The 23,325-nt window shown below is 64.0% G+C and carries 24 protein-coding genes; 14 read left to right on the forward strand and 10 right to left on the reverse strand.

The window, feature by feature from the left end:
* Positions 1-5 precede the first annotated feature (5 nt).
* Together ACFQX9_RS15100 and ACFQX9_RS15105 are read right to left on the reverse strand one after the other, a co-directional pair.
* Positions 6-983, reverse strand: a complete 978-nt coding sequence (locus ACFQX9_RS15100; protein WP_377789180.1) for an NADPH:quinone oxidoreductase family protein — start codon at positions 981-983, stop codon at positions 6-8.
* Positions 983-1,591, reverse strand: a complete 609-nt coding sequence (locus ACFQX9_RS15105) for a 2-hydroxychromene-2-carboxylate isomerase (RefSeq protein ID WP_377789182.1) — start codon at positions 1,589-1,591, stop codon at positions 983-985. Before ACFQX9_RS15105 ends, ACFQX9_RS15100 begins: the two co-directional genes overlap by 1 nt.
* A gap of 110 nt (positions 1,592-1,701) precedes the next feature.
* On the opposite strand from ACFQX9_RS15105, the gene ACFQX9_RS15110 reads away from it, so the two are divergent.
* On the forward strand, positions 1,702-2,724 hold the full coding sequence (locus tag ACFQX9_RS15110) for a methionine synthase (protein WP_085351098.1): 1,023 nt from the start codon (positions 1,702-1,704) through the stop codon (positions 2,722-2,724).
* A gap of 4 nt (positions 2,725-2,728) precedes the next feature.
* Positions 2,729-2,956 carry a hypothetical protein gene (locus ACFQX9_RS15115; RefSeq protein ID WP_247371605.1) on the forward strand — a complete coding sequence of 76 codons (228 nt, stop codon included), beginning with the start codon at positions 2,729-2,731 and terminating at the stop codon, positions 2,954-2,956.
* Here the strand turns inward: ACFQX9_RS15115 and ACFQX9_RS15120 are convergent.
* The 3 genes from ACFQX9_RS15120 to ACFQX9_RS15130 form a co-directional block, all read right to left on the reverse strand.
* The gene (locus ACFQX9_RS15120; protein ID WP_377789185.1) at positions 2,953-3,570 is read right to left on the reverse strand and encodes a hypothetical protein; all 618 of its coding nucleotides are present in this window, start codon (positions 3,568-3,570) and stop codon (positions 2,953-2,955) included. The genes ACFQX9_RS15115 and ACFQX9_RS15120 overlap by 4 nt on opposite strands.
* A 107-nt stretch (positions 3,571-3,677) precedes the next feature.
* On the reverse strand, positions 3,678-4,205 hold the full coding sequence (gene gpt / locus ACFQX9_RS15125; RefSeq protein WP_377789187.1) for a xanthine phosphoribosyltransferase: 528 nt from the start codon (positions 4,203-4,205) through the stop codon (positions 3,678-3,680).
* A gap of 36 nt (positions 4,206-4,241) precedes the next feature.
* Positions 4,242-4,979, reverse strand: coding sequence for a competence/damage-inducible protein A (locus tag ACFQX9_RS15130; protein ID WP_377789189.1), 738 nt, complete (start codon positions 4,977-4,979; stop codon positions 4,242-4,244).
* 277 nt (positions 4,980-5,256) lie between these two features.
* On the opposite strand from ACFQX9_RS15130, the gene ACFQX9_RS15135 reads away from it, so the two are divergent.
* From ACFQX9_RS15135 to ACFQX9_RS15155, 5 genes are all read left to right on the forward strand, one after another.
* Positions 5,257-6,675 (forward strand): circularly permuted type 2 ATP-grasp protein, encoded by a 1,419-nt coding sequence (locus ACFQX9_RS15135; protein WP_018455304.1) that lies wholly within the window; start codon positions 5,257-5,259, stop codon positions 6,673-6,675.
* Positions 6,676-6,679: 4 nt separating this feature from the next.
* Complete coding sequence (locus ACFQX9_RS15140; protein WP_018455303.1) at positions 6,680-7,624, forward strand: alpha-E domain-containing protein; 945 nt, start codon at positions 6,680-6,682, stop codon at positions 7,622-7,624.
* Positions 7,625-7,692: 68 nt separating this feature from the next.
* Positions 7,693-8,541 (forward strand): transglutaminase domain-containing protein, encoded by an 849-nt coding sequence (locus ACFQX9_RS15145; protein ID WP_377789192.1) that lies wholly within the window; start codon positions 7,693-7,695, stop codon positions 8,539-8,541.
* Positions 8,542-8,663: 122 nt separating this feature from the next.
* Positions 8,664-9,422, forward strand: coding sequence for a proteasome-type protease (locus ACFQX9_RS15150; protein ID WP_026232918.1), 759 nt, complete (start codon positions 8,664-8,666; stop codon positions 9,420-9,422).
* A 26-nt stretch (positions 9,423-9,448) separates the two neighbouring features.
* Positions 9,449-10,207: an SDR family oxidoreductase gene (locus tag ACFQX9_RS15155; RefSeq protein WP_085361712.1), complete on the forward strand. Its 759-nt coding sequence runs from the start codon at positions 9,449-9,451 to the stop codon at positions 10,205-10,207.
* 256 nt (positions 10,208-10,463) lie between these two features.
* Here the strand turns inward: ACFQX9_RS15155 and ACFQX9_RS15160 are convergent, their stop codons facing one another.
* Positions 10,464-11,702 (reverse strand): MFS transporter, encoded by a 1,239-nt coding sequence (locus tag ACFQX9_RS15160; protein ID WP_247474203.1) that lies wholly within the window; start codon positions 11,700-11,702, stop codon positions 10,464-10,466.
* A gap of 158 nt (positions 11,703-11,860) precedes the next feature.
* Here ACFQX9_RS15160 and ACFQX9_RS15165 point away from each other — a divergent pair, with 158 nt between their 5' ends.
* Both ACFQX9_RS15165 and ACFQX9_RS15170 read left to right on the forward strand, forming a co-directional pair.
* Positions 11,861-13,111: a NupC/NupG family nucleoside CNT transporter gene (locus ACFQX9_RS15165; protein WP_085361711.1), complete on the forward strand. Its 1,251-nt coding sequence runs from the start codon at positions 11,861-11,863 to the stop codon at positions 13,109-13,111.
* A gap of 103 nt (positions 13,112-13,214) precedes the next feature.
* Positions 13,215-15,395, forward strand: a complete 2,181-nt coding sequence (locus ACFQX9_RS15170; RefSeq protein WP_377789195.1) for a tetratricopeptide repeat protein — start codon at positions 13,215-13,217, stop codon at positions 15,393-15,395.
* Here ACFQX9_RS15170 and ACFQX9_RS15175 read toward each other — a convergent pair.
* Together ACFQX9_RS15175 and ACFQX9_RS15180 are read right to left on the reverse strand one after the other, a co-directional pair.
* A complete protein-coding gene (locus ACFQX9_RS15175; protein WP_247371583.1) occupies positions 15,323-15,862 on the reverse strand; it encodes a cupin domain-containing protein in 540 nt (179 codons plus the stop codon). The genes ACFQX9_RS15170 and ACFQX9_RS15175 overlap by 73 nt on opposite strands.
* 148 nt (positions 15,863-16,010) lie before the next feature.
* Positions 16,011-16,298, reverse strand: coding sequence for an usg protein (locus ACFQX9_RS15180; protein ID WP_007611911.1), 288 nt, complete (start codon positions 16,296-16,298; stop codon positions 16,011-16,013).
* Between the two features lie 375 nt (positions 16,299-16,673).
* Here ACFQX9_RS15180 and ACFQX9_RS15185 point away from each other — a divergent pair, with 375 nt between their 5' ends.
* Both ACFQX9_RS15185 and groL read left to right on the forward strand, forming a co-directional pair.
* On the forward strand, positions 16,674-16,988 hold the full coding sequence (locus ACFQX9_RS15185) for a co-chaperone GroES (protein WP_007611913.1): 315 nt from the start codon (positions 16,674-16,676) through the stop codon (positions 16,986-16,988).
* 44 nt (positions 16,989-17,032) lie between these two features.
* Positions 17,033-18,673: a chaperonin GroEL gene (gene groL, locus ACFQX9_RS15190; protein WP_085351091.1), complete on the forward strand. Its 1,641-nt coding sequence runs from the start codon at positions 17,033-17,035 to the stop codon at positions 18,671-18,673.
* Between the two features lie 115 nt (positions 18,674-18,788).
* On the opposite strand, the gene lepB is transcribed toward groL, so the two are convergent.
* Positions 18,789-19,535: a signal peptidase I gene (gene lepB, locus ACFQX9_RS15195; RefSeq protein ID WP_377789199.1), complete on the reverse strand. Its 747-nt coding sequence runs from the start codon at positions 19,533-19,535 to the stop codon at positions 18,789-18,791.
* A gap of 109 nt (positions 19,536-19,644) precedes the next feature.
* The gene (locus ACFQX9_RS15200; protein ID WP_018455621.1) at positions 19,645-20,478 is read right to left on the reverse strand and encodes a LysR family transcriptional regulator; all 834 of its coding nucleotides are present in this window, start codon (positions 20,476-20,478) and stop codon (positions 19,645-19,647) included.
* 131 nt (positions 20,479-20,609) lie between these two features.
* Between ACFQX9_RS15200 and ACFQX9_RS15205 the strand changes: the two genes are divergently transcribed.
* The 3 genes from ACFQX9_RS15205 (at position 20,610) to ACFQX9_RS15215 (ending at position 23,325) form a co-directional block, all read left to right on the forward strand.
* Positions 20,610-21,203 carry a cysteine hydrolase family protein gene (locus ACFQX9_RS15205; protein WP_204511618.1) on the forward strand — a complete coding sequence of 198 codons (594 nt, stop codon included), beginning with the start codon at positions 20,610-20,612 and terminating at the stop codon, positions 21,201-21,203.
* 13 nt (positions 21,204-21,216) lie between these two features.
* On the forward strand, positions 21,217-21,855 hold the full coding sequence (locus ACFQX9_RS15210; RefSeq protein ID WP_247491235.1) for a glutathione binding-like protein: 639 nt from the start codon (positions 21,217-21,219) through the stop codon (positions 21,853-21,855).
* Positions 21,856-21,966: 111 nt separating this feature from the next.
* A complete protein-coding gene (locus tag ACFQX9_RS15215; RefSeq protein ID WP_204511619.1) occupies positions 21,967-23,325 on the forward strand; it encodes a caspase family protein in 1,359 nt (452 codons plus the stop codon).

Here is a 23,325-nt window from a genome sequence, read left to right on the forward strand (position 1 = left end):
GGCGCTTAGTCCATCACCAGCGCCACACGCCCGATCGCCTTGCGGTCGATCAGCAACCGCATCGCCTGCGCAAACTCCTCCAGTGGCAGGCGGTGCGAGACGTGGGGCCGCAGCTTGCCCTCCTCGGCCCATTGGAGCAACGCCTTCAGGCGCACCTCGCCGAGCGCGGGATTTTTCCGCACCGCTTCGCCCGCGCGCACGCCGAGCACGCTCGCACCCTTGATCAGCAAGAGATTGGTCTTGGCTGAGCCGATCCCGCCGGTAAAGCCGATCACGAGCAGCCGTGCGCCCCAGGCGATGCAACGCATCGAGTTCTCGAACACTTCGCCGCCGACGGGATCGAACACGACGTCGGCACCGCGACCGTCGGTGATACGTTTGACAGCATCACGAAACGGCTCGCGGTCGTAGCGCACGAGATGATCGGCGCCCCGCGCCTTGGCGATCGCAAGCTTTTCGTCGCTGGACGCCGTCGCAATCACGGTCGCGCCCAGCATCTTGCCGATTTCAACAGCAGCAAGGCCCACGCCCCCGCCGGCGCCATGCACCAGCAGCACCTCGCCCGGCGTAACCCGGCCGCGGTCGATCAGTGCATGATAGGCGGTGCCGTGCCCGGCGAGATAGGTCGCGGCTTCCGCATAGTCGAACGTCGATGGCATCGGCGTGAGCTGCGACGGCGTCACCACGGTTTCATCCGTGAAGGCGCCGTGCCGCATCTTGACGATGACCTTGTCGCCGACGGCGACGCCGCTCGCCTCTGCGCCGACCTCGGTCACGTCGCCGGCCGCCTCCATCCCCGGCGTAAACGGCAGCTCCGGCTTGAGCTGGTACTCGCCGGCCGCCATCAGCACGTCGGGAAAATTCAGGCCGGCGGCTCGGATCGCGACGCGTGCTTCGCCCGGCTTCAGGGTGCGCGACGGAAACTCTTCGATCTGCAATTTTTCGGGCGCGCCGAGCGCGCGGCAGACGACAGCCCGCACCATCAGGCCGCGCTCGCCTTGCCGCGCAGCAGCGCCTCGCGGATCAACGGCAGGCGGTCATTGCCGAAATACATGTCGGTCTTGCCGACGAAGATCGTCGGCGAGCCAAAGCCGCCGCGGGCGACGACTTCTTCGGTGTTGGCCTTGAGCTCATCCTTGATCCCCTGCCCCGAAATGCCCGCGAAGAATTTCTGCTCATCGACGCCGACCTTCCTGCAGATCTCGGCGAGCACTGAATCCTGCGAGATGTCCTTGTCCTCGCCCCAATAGGCCTCGAACACCGCCGTGGCGAAAGGCACCGTTTCCTGCCCGAGCCAGATGCAGCCGCGCATCGCTTTCACGCTGTTCACCGGAAATACCGTCGGTGGCATCTTGATCGCGAGACCGGCCGAGCGCGACCAGTCGGCAAGGTCCTTTTTCATGTAGCGCGCCTTCAGCGGCACCGGTGTCTCACGCTGCGCGTAGACACTTGGGTTGACCGTATTGAAGATGCCGCCCACCAGGATCGGCCGCCAGATGATCTCCGCGCCAACCTCCCTGGCCAGCGGCTGGATGTTGTGGAAGGCGAGATAGGTCCAGGGGCTGGAACAGTCGAAGAAGAATTCGATCATGGCGTTTCCGGTCCGGCGCCGCAGGTTTCGAGGCGACTTTTGTTGTTCTGTACCTCGACGTTAAGACATGGCAGGAAGGGGCGCAATCATAACCCGCCGGGAGGGCCGCCATGCTGTTTCCAACCACGATCGCCGGCTCATTGCCGAAGCCGGAATGGCTCGCCGAACCCAACATGCTCTGGGCGCCCTGGAAGTCGCAAGGCGACGAGCTCGTCCGCGCCAAGCGCGATGCGACGATGCTCGCCGTCAAAGTCCAGGAGGACGCCGGGATCGACATCGTCACCGAGGGCGAGCAGGCCCGGCAGCATTTCGTCCACGGTTTCCTGGAGAAGATCGAGGGCATCGACTTCGCCCACAAGGTCGAGATGGGAATCCGCAAGGATCGCTACAAGGCGATGGTGCCACAAGTCGTCGCCCCGCTCCGGCTGAAGAGCCGCGTCCACGCCGACGAGGCGCGTGTCGCCCGCGCGCACACGATGAAGAAGCTGAAATTCACCCTGCCCGGCCCGATGACCATCATCGACACCATTGCCGATCGCTACTATGGCGACCGCGTCAAGATGGCCTTTGCGTTCGCCGAACTGCTGAACGAGGAAGCCAAGGCGCTCCAGGCCGACGGCGTCGATCTCGTGCAGTTCGACGAGCCCGCGTTCAACGTCTACATGGACGAGGTCAACGATTGGGGCATCAAGGCGCTCGAGCGCGCCGCGCAGGGCCTGACCTGCGCCACCGCCGTGCATATCTGCTACGGCTACGGCATCAAGGCCAACACCGACTGGAAGGAAACGCTCGGCGCGCAATGGCGGCAGTACGAGCAGATATTTCCCGCGATCGACGCCAGCCCAATCCAGCAGGTCGCGATCGAGTGCCGCAACTCGAAGGTGCCGCTCGACCTGCTTGCGCTGCTCAAGACCAAGATCGTGCAGGCCGGCGTGATCGACGTCGCCAGCGACACGGTGGAGACGGCCGAGGATGTCGTGCAGGTGATCGACGCCGTGTCGAAATTCGTACCCAAGAGCAACATCATCGCCACCACCAATTGCGGCATGGCGCCGATGCGGCGCGAGATCGCCGAAGCCAAGCTGATGGCGCTCGGCGCCGGTGCCGCGCTGGCACGCGAGAAGCTGGGTTAAGGATGTGATCCGTCTGGCGTTCACCATTGCAGCGCTTGCCGCGTTCGCGCTGTCGGCGCGCGCAGAGGATCGTTCCGTGCTTCTCAATTGCAAAGCAATCGTGGAGCGTGCGTCGAAGGATGCGAATGCCGCGAGCGAAGCCGAGCTGACGCGCTGCCGCCAAGTGATCCGCGAATGGGCGCTGCGCGATGCGCGGACGACAGTGGATGAGCACGGCAAGCCGCTGCGCTAGCGGCGGGCGGTCGGATGCAGCACGGGCTTATATCCAGCGATGATCGCGCGGAGCGTGGAAGGCGGCGTCAGCAGCATCGGGTGATCGAGGGCGCTCGTATGCGGGACGTAGCCCCCCGGTGACCACAGCAGCGGCTTGCCCTGCGCGAGGAGGAAGCAGTCATCGCCCTGTTGCACCATCGCGCCGTCAGGCAATTCCGCGAGCGGCATCGGCAGCACATGCAGCCGTTTCTTGCCACGATCGAGCCGCTCCCGATGCAGCACGGCATCCATCGCCTTGGCGCTGATGCCGCGGGCGTCGTTGCCCATCTCCCATGCTACGCGAAAGCGCTTCGCATCGTCGCGGCGGCAGAAGAAGCAGGGCCGATGGCCGGCGGCAAAAGCCGTGGCCTCGTCGAGGAAGAACAGCTCGGTCCAGCTCCGCCGCGCCATCACGGGTCGACGCCAGCCGCGGAATTCGCACAGGCAGGTGATCCAGGCCGGCGACGACCAGCGCTTTTTCAGCAGCGTCTTCGTCGCGGGATCATGAATGATGCCGCGGTTGCCGGTGAACATGCCGCGGTGCGGTGTCGCGATGATCTCGCCGGTCGGCGTGACGCGGTTTTGCAGGGGCATGGTCGCCTCCACCGGTCATTGCGAGCGAAGCGAAGCAATCCAGAAATGCATCCTCGGAGGTAGCCTGGATTGCTTCGTTGCTTCGCTCCTCGCAATGACGGCGATAATCACGCCGCCCCGTCGCGAAGCGGCGGGTGATAGGACAGCGCGGTGTCCCAGGGGAAGAAGATCCAGGTGTCCTGCGAGACTTCGGTGATGAAGGTATCGACTAGCGGACGTCCCTTCGGCTTGGCGTAGACGGTTGCGAAATGCGCGTCGGGGAGCATCGCGCGCACCAGCTTGCCGGTCTTGCCGGTATCGACGAGGTCGTCGACGATCAGGAGCCCCTTGCCGGTGCCGCCGCCGAGTTTCATCACGTCTTCGGAGATGCCCTTCAGCACTTTGAGGTCGCCCTGTTTGTCGTGGTCGTAGCTGGCGATGCAGACCGTATCGATCACGCGCACGCCGAGCTCGCGCGCAACGATCGCCGCCGGCACCAGGCCGCCGCGCGTGATCGCGATCACCGCATGAAACGGACCAACCTCGTTGAGCCGCCAGGTCAGTGCCCGGCAATCCCGGTGGAACTGGTCCCACGACACCGGAAAGGGGCGGCCCGCCCGTTCTTCCGCACTTAGTTCCGGTGCTTCACCAACCATCCTCGTCTCCTGCTTCGTCTGCCGGCAGCTAGGTTGCTAGCGGATGATATTCAATCCCGCCAGCATTTCCTTCACCGCCGCCATTGCGGCTGCGAGCTTGTCCGCATCGCGCGAGCGCACCACCAGATTGGTGTTCGGCTTCTGCTCTTCATCCATGAAGGGATAGCTGCCGATGATAGTGTCGGGATGTTGGGCGGCAATCGCCCGCAGCGGGCTGCCGATGTCGCCTTCCCGCGCATTGGCGCGGACCGATTCGGAGAGCATGCGCACGCCCGATTTCAGCTTGGGCGAGACGATGTCCATCATCGCCTGCATGATCGAGGGCACGCCCGCCATCACGATGACATTGCCGATCTTGAAGCCGGGGGCGAGGATGGTCGCGCTCTGGATCAGCTCGGCACCATCAGGAATGCGGGCCATGCGCAGGCGGGCCTCGTTGAGGTCCTGCTCGCTCCAGCGCTCGCGGAAACGGGCGACCACCTCCGGGTGATGGTCGATGCCGACGCCGAACGCCTTGGCGACGCTATCAGCGGTGATGTCGTCATGGGTCGGCCCGATGCCACCTGTGGTGAAGACATAGGTGTAGCGATGCCGCAGTGCATCCAACGCGGCAATGATGTCGGACTCGTCGTCGGAGACGACCCGGACCTCCTTCAGGTCGATGCCGATATTGGTCAGGTATTCGGCGATGAAGCCGATGTTCTTGTCCTTGGTCCGGCCGGACAGGATTTCGTCCCCAATGACCAGAATACCCGCCGTGACGATCTCGCTCATACCTCAAGTCCCTCACCTATCGGCCCGACTTTGCCGAGGTAACGCGTTGAAGTCACGCGGTTTTGCTGCCGAAATAAGCAGTCCTCAGCCATTTTTTCAGGCAAGCCGCCGGCCATCCCCGGCAAATGTCCTCTCCCCATGCTTATCGCGCTGGCCCGGCCCTTGCTACCGCATGAAAGTCATGCACTCTTGCCGCATGGCCAGGACGTTGCGGTCTTCACCAGGGCCTCGCGACCTGTCGAATGGCGCAACGCCTTGCGGAGACAAGTCGGGATTTATGGCAGTCGCGTTTGATGAAATGAACATTCCCGGTGGGGACCTTCGCCCCGCCTATCAGGAGCTGGCGCGCTGGCTCAAGGAGACGCCTCCCGAGGCGCTCGAATATCGCCGCCAGGAGGCCGAGCTCCTCTTCCGCCGCATCGGCATTACCTTCGCGGTCTATGGCGACTCAGAGTCCACGGAGCGCCTGATCCCCTTCGACGTGATCCCGCGGATCATGTCCGGCAAGGAATGGGCGCTGCTGGAGAGGGGCCTGAAGCAGCGCGTGCGCGCGCTCAACATGTTCCTGCGCGACATCTATCACGGCCGCGATATCCTCCGTGCCGAGATCGTGCCCGACGACCTCATCTTTCAGAACCCGGTCTTCCGTCCCGAGATGAACGGCCAGCAGGTGCCGCACGACGTCTACGTGCACATCGCCGGCATCGACATCGTCCGGGTCGACGCCGAGGACTTCATCGTGCTGGAGGACAATGCACGCACGCCCTCGGGCGTGTCCTACATGCTGGAAAACCGCGAGATCATGATGCGGCTGTTTCCGGACCTGTTCGCCCGCCACAGGGTGGCGCCGGTCGAACGCTATCCGGACGAGCTGCTATCCGCCTTGCGCTCGGTGGCGCCGCAAAGCGCCTCCGGCGAGCCGACCGTCGCGTTGCTCACGCCGGGCGTCTACAACTCGGCCTATTACGAGCACTCCTTCCTCGCCGACAAGCTCGGTATCGAGCTGGTCGAGGGCCGTGACCTCATCGTCAAGAACAACGAAGTGTTCATGCGGACGACCGAGGGCGTGAAACGGGTCGACGTGATCTACCGCCGCGTCGACGACGACTACCTCGATCCCCTCACCTTCCGCCCCGACTCCGCCCTCGGCGTGCCCGGGCTGATGTCGGCCTATGCGGCCGGCAACATCACGCTCGCCAACGCCGTCGGTACCGGCATCGCCGACGACAAGGCGATCTACTCCTATATGCCGGACATCGTAAAATTCTATCTCGGCGAGGAGCCGATCCTGAAGAACGTGCAAACCTGGCGCTGCCGCGAGCCGAAGGACCTCGCCTATGTGCTGGACCATCTGAGCGAGCTCGTCGTGAAGGAGGTGCACGGCTCCGGCGGCTACGGCATGCTGATCGGTCCTGCCGCGACCAAGGCGACGATCGAGGCTTTCCGCGAAAAGCTCAAGCGCGAGCCCGAAGGCTTCATTGCGCAGCCGACGCTGGCGCTCTCGACCTGCCCGACCTGCACGGCGTCGGGCCTTGCGCCCCGCCACGTCGACCTGCGGCCGTTCGTGCTCACCGGCAGCAAGAGCACCACGATCGTGCCCGGCGGGTTGACACGCGTTGCCCTGAAAGAAGGCTCCCTGGTGGTGAATTCGAGCCAGGGCGGCGGCACCAAAGATACCTGGATCCTGGACGAGTAGAGAGATGCTGTCGCGTACCGCCGAAAACCTCTATTGGCTCGCCCGCTACGTCGAACGGGCCGAGTATCTTGCGCGCACCATCGATGCGACGCTGCGCGTCACCGCGCTTCCCGCCGCCTATATCGGCAAGACCAACGAATGGGACTCGGCGCTTTTGACCGCCGGCGTCGCCGCGAGCTTCTATCAGCAGTACGAAGAAGCCAACGAGCGCAACGTCGTCGATTATCTCTCGTTCTCGGCGGATAATCCGTCCTCGATCAGGAATTGCATCGAGGCCGCGCGGCTGAATTCGCGCTCGGTGCGCACAGCGCTGACGAGCGAGATGTGGGATACCATCAACTCGGCCTGGATCGAGTTGCAGGAGGTCTGGAGCAGAGGGACCTCCACGCGCGAGGATCTCGCAAAGTTCCTGCGCTTCGTGCAGGAGACCTCGCTGCGCTTCGACGGCTCGGCCTACCGGACCATGCTGCGCAACGACGCCTACTGGTTCTCGCGGATGGGCCTGCATCTCGAACGCGCCGACAACACCGCTCGTATTCTCGACGTGAAATACCATGTGCTGCTGCCCGAGGAGGAGCATGTCGGCGGCCCGCTGGATTTCTACCAATGGACCTCGATCCTGCGCTCGGTTTCGGCGCTGACGGCCTATCACTGGGTCTATCGCGAGACACTGAAACCCTGGCTGATCGCGGATTTGCTCATCCTCAACGATTCGCTGCCGCGTTCGCTCGCAAGCTGCTACGGCAATCTGGTGCGCAATCTCGATCAGATCGGCGTCGCCTATGGCCGCCAGGGTCCGGCCCAGCGCCATGCCCGCGGCATTCGCAACCGGCTGGAACACAGCAATATGAACGACATTTTCCAGCATGGCGTGCATGAATTCATTCAGGAATTCATCTTGGACAATTCCAGGCTGGGCGAAATCATCACGAAGCAGTATTTGATCTGATACTGCTGTCATTCCGGGGACGCCCGCAGGGCTAGCCCGGATCGATGACGCTACAACAACGGTCCACCATGCGCCTGCGAATCCTGCACACCACGACCTATCGCTACGAGCCGCAGGCCACGAGCGTGATCCAGATCCTGCGCATGACGCCCGGCAGCCATGACGGGCAATATGTGGCGGAGTGGCAGATCGACGTGTCGAGCGACACCAAGCTCGACACGCACGAGGACGCGTTCGGCAACGTCACCCACGTGCTGTCCTGCGGACCGGTCGGCGACATCAAGATCACCGCCGAGGGCCTGATCGAGACCCACGACACCGGCGGCGTTCTGCGCGGCGCCGACGAGCGCTTTCCGGCCGGCATGTTCTTGCGGGCCACCGACCTCACCACGGTCAATCCCGCGATGAATGCGGTCGCGCGCCAGCTGCGCAGCGAGGCCGAGAGCGACACGCTGGGCTTCCTGCACACGCTGATGACGCAAATGAGCGATCACATGACCTTCGACGAGGACCCCACCAACAGCGGCACGTCGGCGGCGGAAGCGTTCACGCTCAAGCGCGGCGTCTGCCAGGACTACGCGCACATCTTCATCGCCTGCGCCCGCAGCGGCGGCGTGCCGGCGCGCTTCGTCTCCGGCCATTTCCTGCGCTCCGACGGCACGGTGCATCAGGACGCGGGCCATGCCTGGGCGGAGGCCTATGTCGACGGTCTCGGCTGGGTCGGCTTCGATCCCGCCAACAGCATCTGCGCCACCGACGCCCATGTCCGCGTCGCGATCGGGCTCGATTATCTCGGCGCCGCCCCCGTACGCGGCACCCGCTATGGCGGCGGCGCGGAGACGCTGTCGGTGGCGGTCAAGGTCGAGCAGGCCGGCCGTGGCGGCCAGTCGCAATCGCAGTCCCAGCGGCAGAGCTGAGCCGCGCCCCGCGCGCCCCTCACCCACGGTCGGTTTCCACCCTGCCGCCCCGCGGCAATCGGGGGTTGGAGCGGCCCTTGAAATTGGCTAGTAATCCGCGCAAACGCGTTCGGGGACAGGAAATGACCTATTGTTGCGGAATTCTGGTTCGGGACGGTCTGGTGATGATCGCCGACACCCGCACCAATGCCGGCCTCGACAACGTCTCGACCTTCCGCAAGCTCCACATCTTCTCCAAGCCCGGCGACCGCATCATGGCGATTGCCAGCGCCGGCAACCTCGCCATCAGCCAGTCGGTGCTCTCGACGCTGACCGAGGGCCTCGAAGACCCCGACACCGGTGAGATCGAGACGCTGATGAACGCGCCGACCATGTTCCAGGCCGCCCAGCGCATTGGCCGGGCGATCCGGGCCGTGCACGCGACCGAGGGCCCCGCACTGAGGTCTGAGGACGTATCGTTCGACGTGTCCTTCCTGTTCGGGGGCCAGATCAACGGCGCGCGCATGCGCCTGTTCATGGTCTACACCGCCGGCAATTTCATCGAATGCACCACCGACACACCCTATCTGCAGATCGGCGAGCACAAATACGGCAAGCCGGTGCTCGACCGCGCCATGCATTACGACGTCGAACTCTACGAGGCGCTGAAGACCGGGCTGATCTCGATGGATTCGACCATGCGCTCGAATCTCGGCGTCGGCCTGCCAATCGACGTGCTGGTGGTGCGTGCCGACGCCTGCGAGGCCGACCTCAACCACCGCATCGAGGCGGGCGAGCCCTATTTCCACGATTTGCGCTCGCGCTGGTCGGCGGCCTTGCGCGCTGCACATCAGAACATTCCGCGGCCGCCCTACAAGAACGAAAAAGAATCCAAAACCTGACAGATCAAGAGAAAAGGCAGGAAACGATGAGTGAAGCGAAAAAGATCGCAGTGGTGACGGGCGCCGGCACTGGAGTCGGGCGCGCGGCTTCGCTGGCGCTGATGAACATAGGCTTCACTGTGGTGCTGGTCGGGCGCCGGCCTGACATGCTCGAGGAGACGGCCAAACTCGGTCCCGCGGGAAAAAGCCTCTGCGTCACCGCCGACATGACCAAGCCGGACTCGATTGCGGCACTGTTCGACAAGGTGAAGGCCACCTATGGCCGGCTCGACGTGCTCTTCAACAATGCCGGCATGGGCGCCCCGCCGGTGAATTTCGAGGATCTCAGCCTCGAGCAGTGGCAGGCGGTGGTGAACACCAATCTCACCGGCCCGTTCCTGTGCACCCAGCACGCCTTCCGCATCATGAAGGACCAGAGCCCGCGCGGCGGCCGCATCATCAACAACGGCTCGATCTCGGCGCATGCGCCGCGGCCGTTCTCGGCGGCCTATACCTCGACCAAGCACGCCATCACCGGCCTCACCAAGGCCTCCAACCTCGACGGCCGCATGTACGACATCGCGGTCGGCCAGGTCGACATCGGCAACGCCGCAACGCCCATGACCGACCGCATGGTCAACGGCCCCGGCGTGCTGCAGCCCGACGGCACGTCGAAGCAGGAGCCGCGCATGGATGCGAAGGCGGTCGGCGATGCCGTCGCCTACATGGCCGGCCTGCCCCTCGATGCCAACGTGCTGACCATGACCGTCATGGCAACCAAGATGCCGTTCGTGGGACGGGGCTGAATCAAAAAACGCGAAAACAACCCCATGCACAGTAGGCGCCCTATTGATTCATCTACGGTATTTCCGCAGTCGTCATTGCGAGCAAAACGAAGCAATCCGGACTGCTAATCACGTGCCCCGGGTGCTGCGCGGCATGAAATGACGCGCTGCTGAGCCGAGGCCCATCACTCTCCGACGTTGCTTGCGACAACATGGGTCCCGGCTCAGCGGCGCACCGCTTGCGCGCTGCACCGCGTCCGGGACACGAGACCTTCTCCTACTCCAGCCTCTCCACCTGCCGCAGGCTCGGGAACAGCTGCATCCACAACAGCGCCACCGCGACCGTGCAGACGCCGCCCAGCACGGCTGCCGGCATGGCGCCGAACAGTGCGGCGGCCACCCCGCTCTCGAACTGGCCGAGTTGGTTCGAGGCGTTGATGAAGAGGAAGTTCACCGCACCGACCCGGCCACGCATCTCGTCGGGCGTCGCGAGCTGCACCAGCGAGAAGCGGATCACGACGCTGATCGTATCGGCCGCGCCGAGAACGGCGAGCGCGAGCACCGAGAGCCACATCCAGGACGACAGCGCGAACACGATCGTTGCGACGCCGAACACGATCACTGCCTGAAACATGCGCAGGCCCACATGCCGCGAAATGGCGTGACGGGCCAGCACCATGGTCATCAGCAGCGCGCCGACCGCGGGCGCGGCGCGCAGGATCCCGAGCCCCATCGGACCGGTCTGGAGGATATCTCGGGCATAGATCGGCAGAAGCGCGGTGACGCCGCCGAACAGGACCGCGAACAGATCGAGCGAGATAGTGCCGAGGATCGCGGGATTGCCGCGGATGAAGCGGACGCCGGCGAAGATATTGTCGGCGCCCGCCATGTCCTTGGCGATCGCCTGCGGGCGCGGGCGGATGAAGCCGGTCAGGATCATCCCGAAGATCCAGAACAGCACCATCACCGCGTAGGCGAGATGCGGCGCAACCGCGTAGGCAAAACCGCCTAGCGCCGGACCGGTAATGGTCGCGACCTGCGCCGCACCGCTGGAGACGGCGGTGGCGCGCTGGAGCGAGCCCTGCGGCGCGATCGCCGGCAGCAGCGCCGCGGTGGTCGGGCTCTCGAACGCGCCGGCAATGCCGAGCACGAAGGTGGCCACGAAAATCTGAACTTCGCTGACCAAGCCGAGATAGGTGATGACGCCGAGATAGAGCGCGGTCGCTGCTTCCACGAGTTGGCAGAGCTGGACCACGCGCTTGCGCTCGTAGCGGTCGGCGGCATGGCCGGCGATGAACACCAGCAGCGCCGTGGGCAGGAATTGCACGAGGCCGACCATGCCGAGATCGAAGGCCGAGCCGGTGAGATCGTAAATCTGCCAGCCGATCGCGACCGCCGCAATCTGGCTGGAGAAACGCGACAGGCTGCGCGAGAGCAGAAAGAACAGAAAGGCGCGATGGGAGAGGAGCGCGCGGGCACTGACCGGCGGGTTTCCCGATATGGGCTGGTCTGGCATCGCCTCTTCGGTCACGCTCGGGCTATCCGGCTCCTGATGTCGACGTGCTCCGCGTGGCTGACGCGGACCTGCTTGTCAACAGCGGGACGCTTCGACAATCTCCCGGCATTGCGTTTGCAACGCAGGGGTGGCCATAATCATCGGGGTTTGGGGACATCATGCTGCGGCTGCAATCGGCACTCGGCGTTTTCGCATTGCTGTTGATCGCCTTGGTCCTGAGCGAGAATCGCCGCGCGGCCTCGCTGCGCCAGGCGGCGATCGGCCTCGTCGCCACCTTCGTCACCGCGATCGTTCTCCTGAAGGTGCCCGTCGTCGCGCGCGCGTTCGGTGCCATCAACGACGCGGTGGGCGCGATCTCGGCGGCCTCGCGCGCCGGCTCCTCCTTCGTGTTCGGCTATGTCGGCGGCGGTCCCCTGCCCTTCGACCTGAAAGCACCGGGTGCCGATTTCGTCCTGGCGTTCCAGGCGCTGCCGATCGTGCTGGTCATGAGCGTGCTGACGACGCTCTTGTTCTATTGGCGCGTGCTGCCGCCGGTCGTGCGCGGCATGGCCTGGCTGCTGGAGCGGACGCTCGGCGTCGGCGGCGCGGTCGGACTCTCGACCGCCGCCAACATCTTTCTCGGCATGGTCGAGGCGCCGCTGTTCGTGCGGCCTTATCTCGCGCAAATGACCCGCAGCGAGTTGTTCCTGGTGATGACCGGCGGCATGGCCGGCATCGCCGGCACGGTGCTGGTGCTGTATGCGACGCTCCTTGCTCCCCTCATTCCCGACGCAGCCGCCCATTTCGTCATCGCCTCGGTGCTGGGTGCCCCGGCCGCGATCCTGGTCAGCCTCATCATGGTGCCGGAGACATCCGACAAGCGCACCGGCGGCGCGCTGGAGGCTCCCGAGATGGAGGTCTCCAGCACGATGGACGCGATCGTGAAAGGGACGGGCGCGGGGATCGAGCTGCTGATCAACATCGTCGCCATGCTGCTGGTGCTGGTGGCGCTGGTCTATCTCGTCAATGCGATCCTCGGCCTGCTGCCTGATGTCGGCGGCGCTGCGATCTCGTTGCAGCGCCTGCTCGGCCTCGTGATGGCGCCGGTGTGCTGGCTCATGGGATTGCCGTGGGACCAGGCGATCACCGCCGGCAGCCTGATGGGCACGAAAACCGTGCTGAACGAGCTGATCGCCTATGTCGACTTCTCGAAGCTGCCGCCCGGCACGCTCGATCCGCGCTCGCGCCTGATCATGCTCTATGCGATGTGCGGCTTCGCCAATTTCGCCAGCCTCGGCATCATGATCGGCGGTCTCGGCGTGATGGCGCCGGAACGGCGCGAGGAAATCAACGCGCTCGGGCTGAAGTCGATCGTGTCGGGAACGCTGACGACGTGTCTGATGGGAGCAGTGGTGGGGGTGTTGACGTGAAGCTTGTGTGAGGCTGGCGCCCTCGCAGCTCCGATGGGGCGCAGCGCAATCGCGATAATCCTTCCATGTTAATCTCTTCAGGAGATTCGGCTGGAATTGATTCATGAGCAACAGCGCAGGCCAGCGGGCATTTCAAAATGCCCGGCTTCAGAAACGGCAAAAAGCCGAGCTAGGGCCGTTGCTCGCGCGCGCCCTCCAGCTCCACAAGGCGGGACTTCTCCCGGAGGCCAAGACGGCCTTTCGCGAACTCCTGGAGGTTGCGCCCAATCAATTCATCGCGCTGCATTTGCTGGGCGCTTTAGAGTCTGAAGCCAAAAACTATCGGCAAGCCGAAGTTTTGCTGAGCCGAGCGGTGGCCTTGGATCCGCGATCTGCCGAAGCCCATATGAGCCTAGGCGTCGCGCTCAACGGGCTGAAACGTCACAATGAGGCCCGCGAGAGCTATCGGAAGGCCCTCGCCCTTCGACCCAACTACGCCTTAGCCCTGTCCAATCTCGGCAACGCAAGCGCAGCCCTTGAACTTTACCAGGAAGCGCTCGAGAGCTACGACAAGGCGCTCGCAATCGACGGAAGACTTTCCGAAGCCCATAACGGCCGGGGTTGGGCGCTCTGCCGTGTGCGCGCCTATGACGAAGCGATCGCAAGCTTAAACCGCGCGCTATCGATCAAGCCTGACTACGCCTCGGCGCTGTCGACCCGCGCCGTTGCATTGCGGGAGCTTCAGCGATTTGACGAAGCCATGGCGGATTGCAATCGCGCAATCGCCCTCGCACCCGACGACGCGAATGGATGGCTCTGGCGGGCCAGTATCTTGCTCCTGACCCGGCAAGTTGCCGAAGCATTGTCCGATTGCGAGAAGGCTCTCGCGGCCGATCCCGGCTTCTCTCAGGCCCACAGCCTGCTCGGCCAATGTCTCGCGGCACTTGGCCGGGTCGACGAAGCCCTCGCCAGTTTCGACAGAGCTCTCGACATCGAGCCTGATCAGAGCACGATCTCCAGCAAGATATTCACCCTCGATTTCATGGCCGACGCCAGCGTTGCGCAGCATCAGCAAGCGCGACATGTATGGTGGGAGCAGATCGGCGCGAAGATCGCCTCGGCAGCGGCGGGACCGCATGAGAACGGCCGCGATCCGGATCGCCGTCTGGTGCTGGGTTATGTCTCGTCGGATTTTCACACACATTCAGCGGCGTTCATTTTCAAGCCGGTCCTGCAGCACCATGATCGGGCACAGTTCGAGATCGTGTGCTACGCCTGTTCACCGAGAACGGACGCGACGACCCGCGAGTTTCAGGGGATCGCCGATCGCTGGCGCGACGCCTCGCAATGGTCCGACGATCGCCTCGCCGCTCAGATCCGCGCCGATGGCGTCGATATCCTGATCGATCTGTCCGGCCACACCAGCGGAAACCGCCTCGGTGTGTTTGCGCGCAAACCGGCACCTGTTCAGGCGCATGGCTGGGGCCACGGTACCGGCACCGGGCTGCCAACGATCGATTATCTATTCTCGGACCCGGTCGCCATTCCTGCCGCGGTTCGGCATCTGTTTGCGGAGACCATCGTCGACCTGCCGTGCTTTGTCACGCTGGCGCCGCTGCCGGCCGGGATTGCGCGGGCGCCGACGCCGGCGCTTGCGAACGGCTTCATCACATTCGGTGTCTTCAACCGCATCAGCAAGATTTCGAACGAGGCGGTGGGAGTCTGGTCCAGGATTCTCGAGCGGGTGCCGGGTTCGCGCCTGCTGATCAAGGATACTGCACTGGACGCCCAGCTGGTCCGCGACAATCTGCTGGCGCGGTTTGCCGCTTGCCGATTGCCGGCCGAACGCGTCGATCTGCTCGGAGCCACGTCGCGAGACGAACATCTGGCAACGTTCAATCGCGTCGATATTGGCCTCGACCCATTCCCGCAGAATGGCGGCGTCAGCACGTGGGAAGCCTTGCAGATGGGCGTGCCGGTGGTGGCGAAGCTCGGTCACAGCCTGCCGAGCCGTGCTGCCGGCTCCATCCTCACCGCGCTGGGCCTGCCGGAGTGGGTCGCGGACAGCGATGAGGCCTATGTCGAAATCGCAATAAGTTGCGCAGCGAACTGCCCGGACAGATCAGGGCTGCCGCCGCCGGCAACCCAATCTCATACGTGCAAGCGGTGGACGATGCCTATCGCGCGATGTGGAAACGCTATTGCAACGACGGCGGCTGATCTCCGCCTCGCCTACGCCTTCAACTCCACGGTCCTGAACTCCGCCGGCAGGATCACCTCCAGCAGCTCGACGTCGTCCGAATAGTCCAGGATCATGTGCTTGATCTTCGGCGGCTGGGTCCAGGCGCTACCTTCTTTCATCAGCGTCTCGCCCTCTCCGTCCATATAGGTCTTCACCCAGCCCTTGAGCACGTAGACCATCTGGAATTCGACGTCGTGAAAGTGCAGCTTCGACACTTCGTCCGGATTGCAGGGGCCTTGCAGCCGGATCACGTGCGCCTGCGCGAGGCCCTGGCTGGCGGCGGCGATGCCGAGGTCGCGATATTTCGCGTAGGTACGCAGACCGTCGGCTTTGAAGTCTTCCTCGCGGTGATGGCTGATCGCAATGCGCTGCTTGGGCCGCGCCGGTTTCTTGACGGATGACTTTGCCGTTGTCGTGGGGGCTTTTGCCTTCACCGCCTTGCGCGCCGTGGATCGTGCTGCGGGTTTGGCCCCGCTACGCTTCTTCACCGCGGCTTGCGATGCGCTGCGCGATTTTGCTTTCTTGGCCATGGGCGCCTCCCCTGTTGTTATGGGGAGAGGCTAGCACAGAATGCGAAATCGCAGGGTGGGTTAGCGCTAACGTACCCACCACTTCCTTGCGCAATCTTTGAAGCATGGGGGGTTACACTGACGCTAACCCACCCTACAGCTCCGCCCTTCAATGCAGCCGGAATACGCCGTCCACCGCGCGCAACTCGGCCGGCTTGATCAGCTTGGAATGCGCCACTGTCACCGAGTGAAGCGGACCGTCGAGCTTTTCCTGCCAGAACGCCAGAAAATCCTTCAGCGCCGGAAATTTCGGAAACATGTCGTAGTCCTGCCAGACGTAAGTCTGGAGCAGCGAGGGATGATCCGGCATCCGATAGAGAATCTGCGCCGTCGTCATTCCGTAACCCAGCAGCTGTTTCCGGAAATCGTCCGAAACGGCTCCACTCCGCAAGCCCATGCCAACCTCCTTTGCAGGAGCGCATTCAAGGGGTGGCTTTCCGGTGCGCCTTAAGAGCCACCCGCTACTGACGCGCTCACATGAGAGAAATGTGACGCAAACTGACAATCCATCTCAAGCCCAAAAGTTTAACAAGCTGTTGAAATTCAATGCGTTAGCAGCAGATCTAGCTCCGTGCTAATACTGCGCCGAGCGCGATTAACGATGGAAAGAGATATTTTGGCAGGCGGCGCCTCCGAGTGCTATTTTTCTGCTACAAGCCCTTGCTCCCGCCAAAATCCTGCCTTATCTCAGTTGTGCCTGCGCTGGCACTCGCCGGCGCAGACTGCTAACAACCCAAAATTCCCAAATCGTGCAAAAGCTTAGGAGAACTGCATGAATTTCCGTCCGCTTCACGACCGCGTCGTGGTCAAGCGCATCGACGCAGAAGAGAAGACCGCTGGCGGCATCATCATTCCCGACACGGCGAAGGAAAAGCCCTCGCAGGGCGAGATCGTCGCCGTCGGCCCGGGTGGCCGCGACGAAGCTGGCAAGCTGATCCCGATCGACCTGAAGGTCGGCGACCGCGTGCTGTTCGGTAAGTGGTCCGGCACCGAGGTCAAGATCGACAACGTCGACCTGCTGATCATGAAGGAAAGCGACATCATGGGCGTCCTCGACGTCCCCGCTTCCAAGAAGAAGGCGGCCTAAGAGCCCCTCTCTTATCCAGTTAAACACCTAAGGAAAAAATCCAGATGGCAGCTAAAGAAGTCAAATTCTCGGTCGATGCGCGCGACAAGATGCTTCGCGGCGTCGACATTCTCGCCAACGCGGTGAAGGTCACGCTCGGTCCGAAGGGCCGCAATGTCGTGCTCGACAAGTCGTTCGGCGCTCCCCGCATCACCAAGGACGGCGTCACCGTCGCCAAGGAGATCGAGCTCGAGGACAAGTTCGAGAACATGGGCGCGCAGATGGTGCGCGAAGTCGCCTCCAAGTCCGCTGACGCGGCCGGCGACGGCACCACCACCGCGACCGTGCTGGCCCAGGCGATCGTGCGCGAAGGCGCCAAGTCGGTTGCCGCCGGCATGAACCCGATGGATCTGAAGCGCGGTATCGATCTCGCGGTCGAAGCCGTCGTTGCGGACCTCGTCAAGAACTCCAAGAAGGTGACCTCGAACGACGAGATCGCCCAGGTCGGCACCATCTCGGCCAACGGCGACGCGGAGATCGGCAAGTTCCTCGCCGACGCCATGAAGAAGGTCGGCAACGAGGGTGTCATCACCGTCGAGGAAGCCAAGTCGCTCGAGACCGAGCTCGACGTCGTCGAGGGCATGCAGTTCGACCGCGGCTACATCTCGCCCTACTTCGTCACCAACGCCGACAAGATGCGCGTTGAGATGGACGACGCCTACATCCTCATCAACGAGAAGAAGCTCTCCTCGCTGAACGAGCTGCTGCCGCTGCTCGAGGCCGTGGTGCAGACCGGCAAGCCGCTGGTCATCGTCGCCGAGGACGTCGAAGGCGAAGCGCTTGCCACCCTGGTCGTGAACCGTCTCCGTGGCGGCCTGAAGGTCGCGGCCGTCAAGGCTCCGGGCTTCGGCGATCGCCGCAAGGCCATGCTGCAGGACATCGCGATCCTGACCGGTGGCCAGGCGATCTCGGAAGATCTCGGCATCAAGCTCGAGAACGTCACGCTCAACATGCTCGGTCGCGCCAAGAAGGTGATGATCGACAAGGAGAACACCACGATCGTCAACGGCGCCGGCAAGAAGGCCGACATCGAAGCGCGCGTGTCGCAGATCAAGGCGCAGATCGAGGAAACCACCTCGGACTACGACCGTGAGAAGCTCCAGGAGCGTCTTGCCAAGCTCGCAGGCGGCGTCGCGGTGATCCGCGTCGGCGGCGCGACCGAGGTCGAGGTGAAGGAGCGTAAGGATCGCGTTGATGACGCGATGCATGCGACCCGCGCGGCGGTCGAGGAAGGCATCGTCCCGGGCGGCGGCGTCGCCCTGCTCCGTGCCTCCGAGCAGCTCAAGGGCCTGCGCACCAAGAACGACGACCAGAAGACCGGCGTCGAGATCGTGCGCAAGGCGCTCTCCGCGCCCGCTCGCCAGATCGCGATCAACGCCGGTGAAGATGGCTCCGTGATCGTCGGCAAGGTCCTCGAGAATAAGTCGTACGCCTACGGCTTCGACTCCCAGACCGGCGAATATGTTGACCTCGTCAAGAAGGGCATCATCGACCCGACCAAGGTGGTACGTACCGCGATCCAGAACGCAGCCTCGGTTGCGGCGCTCTTGATCACCACGGAAGCCATGGTCGCCGAGCTGCCCAAGAAGGGCGGCTCCGGTCCGGCGATGCCCCCGGGCGGCGGCATGGGCGGCATGGATTTCTGATCCAGCCATTCCGGCAAACGACAAAATGCGAAACCCCGGCAGCGATGCCGGGGTTTTGTTTTTCTTCGGTGGTCCCATCCCGGAGCAGCGCGGAGCCCGGAATGACAGTGGGGCTTCACCACACCTTCCCCAGCCGCTCCATGTGCGGTTCGCCGTGCTGGTCGAGCGACCAGAATATCCGCTTCACCTTGCCGACCAGATTGTCCATCGGCACGAATCCGATCGACGACATCACGCGGCTGTCACTCGAGTTGTCGCGATTGTCGCGGAGCACGAAGAAATGGCCCGGCGGCACGGTGTAGACGTCGGTGTCGTCGTAGTAGCCGTTGTCGACACAGTCCTGCGTCACGTAGGACGCGCCGTTCGGCAGCGTCTCGCGCCAGCGCTTGGCCTTCGCACCGTCATCCACGCCGCAGGTGGAGCCGGCGAATGCCTGCTTCAGAGCGACGCGCGTCACCGGGCGGTCATTGAGGATGAGTTGGCCCTGCCGCATCTGGATGCGATCACCGGGCAGCCCGACCACGCGCTTGACATAGTCGACCGCGGTGTCCTTTGGCGTCCGGAACACGACGACGTCACCATACTCGGGATCGGTGGCCCGGAAACGCCCGGAGATCCACGACGGCGCGAAGGGAAACGAATAACGGCCATAGCCATAGGCATATTTTGCAGCAAAGACGTAGTCGTCGACGACCAGCGTCGGCGTCATCGAGGCGGACGGGATGTTGAACGGCTGAAACAGGAAGATGCGAAACAGGAACGGCGGCGACCACAGCACCGGAATCAGGAGGATCAGGATGACGATCGCCTTCCATTCCCGCGCTTTGGCCTGCGGGTGGATGGTTTCCTGAAGAGTGGTCATGCGCCTGCCCTGATCAAGCCCGTAGTCGTCGCGAGATTACGCAACCCTCGCGCGTACGCAATCCCATAACTTGGTCGCGCCGCGCGCGGATCGCGTTCACGGGTCGCAATCAACCGCGCGCGAGATCGCTGAAGCAGCGGCGGATCCATTCGATGGTGAGCCGCGTCGCCGGATCGCGCTTGAGATGGTTCTGCACCAGCAGCCAGACGTCGCGGCGCCCAGGCAGCAGCGTGGCGCGCAGGCGGCGATCGCCGAGTAAGTCCGCGCAGACATGCTCCGGCAACACGCCGGCGGCCTGATGCGCGCGGATCAGGTTACGGATGACGCGAACGTTGTCGGTAACGCAGCGCGCGTGGGCTTGCTTCATACGCAGGAATTGCATCTCGGGAATGGCACCGAGTTCGTCCGGATAGGCGCACAGCACCGGCTCGCCCTCGGTCGTGACAGGCTCAAAATAATAGAGCTTGACGTCACCGAGCCTGGAGATCGCGAAGTCGCCCTTGTCGGGCTTGCGCAGCCGGATAGCGAGATCGGCTTCCCAGCGCGAGAACTTGACGTTCTCGCTCGAGGTGAGGAATTGCAGCGTCAGGCCGGAATTGGCGCGCAGGAAGTCGCTCGCGCGCGGCGACAGAACCTCCTCGGCAACCGTGTTGGTGGAGGCGATACGCAGGCGTCCCACCGGGCCTGCAAGACTCTCGCCGACGCGACCGATCTCGGCGGCATGTGCGGCCATCGCCTCGACATGCGCCAGCACCGCCTCGCAACTCCGCGTCGGCCGGCGCTGGCCGTCCACCGCATCGAACAGCGGCACGCCGAGATCGCGCTGGATGCGCGCGAGCCTGCGGCCGACGGTGGTCTCGTCGATGCGCAGCCGCGCGCTGGCGCCGGCATAGGTGCCCTCGTCCCTGACCGCGGCGATGATGCGCAGATCGTCCCAGTTCATGGCGATGAGCCTAGCAGGCCCGACGGGCTCCTGCAAATTTGCAGCCATATGCTGCAATAGTCCTGCACATTGGCAGGCCGCCGCCGCGCTACTGTGGCGCCTCCGATATGCCTTAGGAAGGCCCGACCCGCATGACCGCCCCAAAAACCTTGCTTGAATTGTCCGGCGCCGATCTCACTCCGCCCAGGCTCGCCGATTCCTGCCTCGTGCTAATCGACATCCAGAACGAATATTGCGCCGGGCCGCTCGCCTTGCCGGACGCGGAGCCCGCAATCGCCGCCGCCGCGCGCCTGCTCGCCCGCGCGAGGGCGAGCGGCGCTGCGATCTTCCATATCGCGCACAAGGGACGTGCCGGCAGCCTGTTCGACCGCGAGGCCGCGCGCGGCGCGATCGTCAGGAACGTGGCGCCGCTCGCCAGCGAAGCCGTGATCGAAAAAGCGCTGCCGAACGCTTTTGCCGGCACCGACCTGCAAGTCCGGCTGGCCGCAACCGGACGCACGAACATCGTGCTGGCCGGTTTCATGACCCATATGTGCATCAGCTCGACCGCCCGCGCCGCGCTCGACCTCGGCCTGCGCACGACGATCGCAGCCGATGCCTGCGCCACACGCGATCTTCCCGACGGCCGCGGCGGAGCGCTCTCCGCAAGGATCATCCACGAGGTCGCCCTGGCCGAATTGTCGGACCGGTTTGCGATCATCGCACAAACCGAGACGTTGACCTGAAGGAGCGTAGGCGATGCTGCAACTCTATTTCTCACCGATGGCCTGCTCGCTTGCGAGCCGCATCGCGCTGATGGAAGCGGGCATCGAGGCCCGCTATCATCCGGTCCATCTCCAGACCAAGCAGGTCGTGGACGACGGCAGCGATTTCCTCGGCGTTTCCCCAAAGGGCGCGGTGCCGGTCCTGGTGCTGGAGAATGGCGAACGGCTGACCGAAAGCGCCGCGGTGCTGCAATACATCGCCGACCTAAAGCCGCAGGCGGGCCTTGCTCCCGCCTTCGGAAATCCCGACCGGTATCGGCTCCAGGAATGGCTCAGTTTCGTCGGGGCCGAGATCCACAAGGCGTTCCTGTTTCCAACCTTCTGGTACAAGGACGACGCCTCGCTCGCCAAGCCGCGTGCAAGGATAGCGCAGACATTATCGATGCCTGCCGCGCATCTGACGGACCGCGAATTCCTCGTCGGCGACAGCTTCACCGTCGCGGATGCCCATCTCACCTGGGCTTTGCTGTTGCTCCGTCCCGCGGGAATCGACGTCGCGCAATGGACATCGTTGTCGGCCTATCTCGCGCGCATGCAGGCGCGACCGGCCGTGCGGGACGCGATTGCGACCGAAATGGCCGTCCGCAAGACGTTGGCGGCGAGCCCGGCGTGACAGGATGTCACGGCCGGGAAATCTGAGCGGTGCTCCGGCAGGGCATTGATGTCGGCGCGGCATGCGCTAATCTGGAGGGATATTTTTCGACATTTCCTTTGGAAGGCATTCATGCGTGCTCTTTCCAGATTTTGCCCGGCCGGACTTTGCCTTGCCCTCCTGGCCTGCTGGCTTTCCGTTGCGCCGGCATCGGCGGAAACCCGCGTCGCCCTGGTGATCGGCAATGGCGCCTATGCCAGTACGGCGCAGCTTCCCAACCCGTCGCACGATGCCGAAGACGTCGCCGCCTCGCTCAAGCGCAGCGGCTTCGAGGTGCTCCAGGGCATCGACCTGCGCCAGGCTGACATGCAGGACCTCACCATCCGCTTCGCGCGCGCCGCGAGCAAAGCCGACGTCGCCATGTTCTACTACAGCGGCCATGCGATGCAGTACAACGGCGTGAACTATCTGATGCCTGTCGATGCCGTGCTGAGCGACGAAGCCGATTTGAAGCGCTTCGTGCGGGTGGACGACATCGTGAACGACCTGCAGCAGGCCAAGAACCTGCGCATCCTCATCCTCGATTCCTGCCGCGACAATCCGCTGGCCGAAACCTTGAAACGCTCCGCCGGCATGACGCGCGGCGCCTCGATCGGGCGGGGCCTGTCGAAAGTCGAAGCACCGCGCGGCACGATCGTGTCGTTCTCAACCCAGTCCGGGCAGACGGCGGCCGATGGCAGCGGCCGCAACAGCCCCTATACGACGGCGTTCCTGAAGCACATCGAGGAGCCGCAGGAGATCGGCGAAGTCTTTCGCGACATCAGCAGCGACGTCTACGATTCCAGCGGCAAGACCCAACTCCCGGAGCTGTCGCTGTCGATCATCGGCAAGTTCTACCTGAACGGACCGGTGTCGGTCACGGTGGCGCCCGCGGCGCCACAAGCCGCGCCCCGGGCTGACCCTTGCGCAGCAGCAGAAGCACACTGGAAGGCTGCCGACGGCATCGGCACGCTGGGCGCTTTCGAGGATCACCTCGCGAGATTCCCGAATTGCATCTTCGCCACGCTCGCCAAAGCTCGGATCGAGGGACTGAAGCAGAAGGTGGCGCTCGCGCCGTCAGGCAACGGCCGGAGCGGCGGAAGCAAGGATTTTGACGGCAGCTGGGACGTGACGTTGAACTGCTTGGCCACCGGCAAGGCGCAGGGCTTCACCAGACCTCTGGTCGCCACCGTCACGAACGGCGTGCTTCATGCCGAGGCGCAGGGCCCGGGCAACAACATCAACCGGCTCGAGATCGACGGCCAGATCCCGGCGGACGGCAAGACCACCTTGAGCGCGCGCGGCACGACGGGAGCGAGCGCGTACACGCTGAACAATCTCGCGCCCGGCTCGCCCTACGCCTTTACGGTCGATGCGCAGTTCGATCGCACCCGCGGCACCGGCAAGCGCAACGAGGCGCGGGCCTGCAATCTGGTTTTCGTCAAACGCTAG

The sequence above is a fragment of the Bradyrhizobium sp. GCM10028915 genome (assembly GCF_042666195.1).
In the GTDB taxonomy this organism is placed as follows: Bacteria; Pseudomonadota; Alphaproteobacteria; order Rhizobiales; family Xanthobacteraceae; genus Bradyrhizobium; species Bradyrhizobium canariense_D.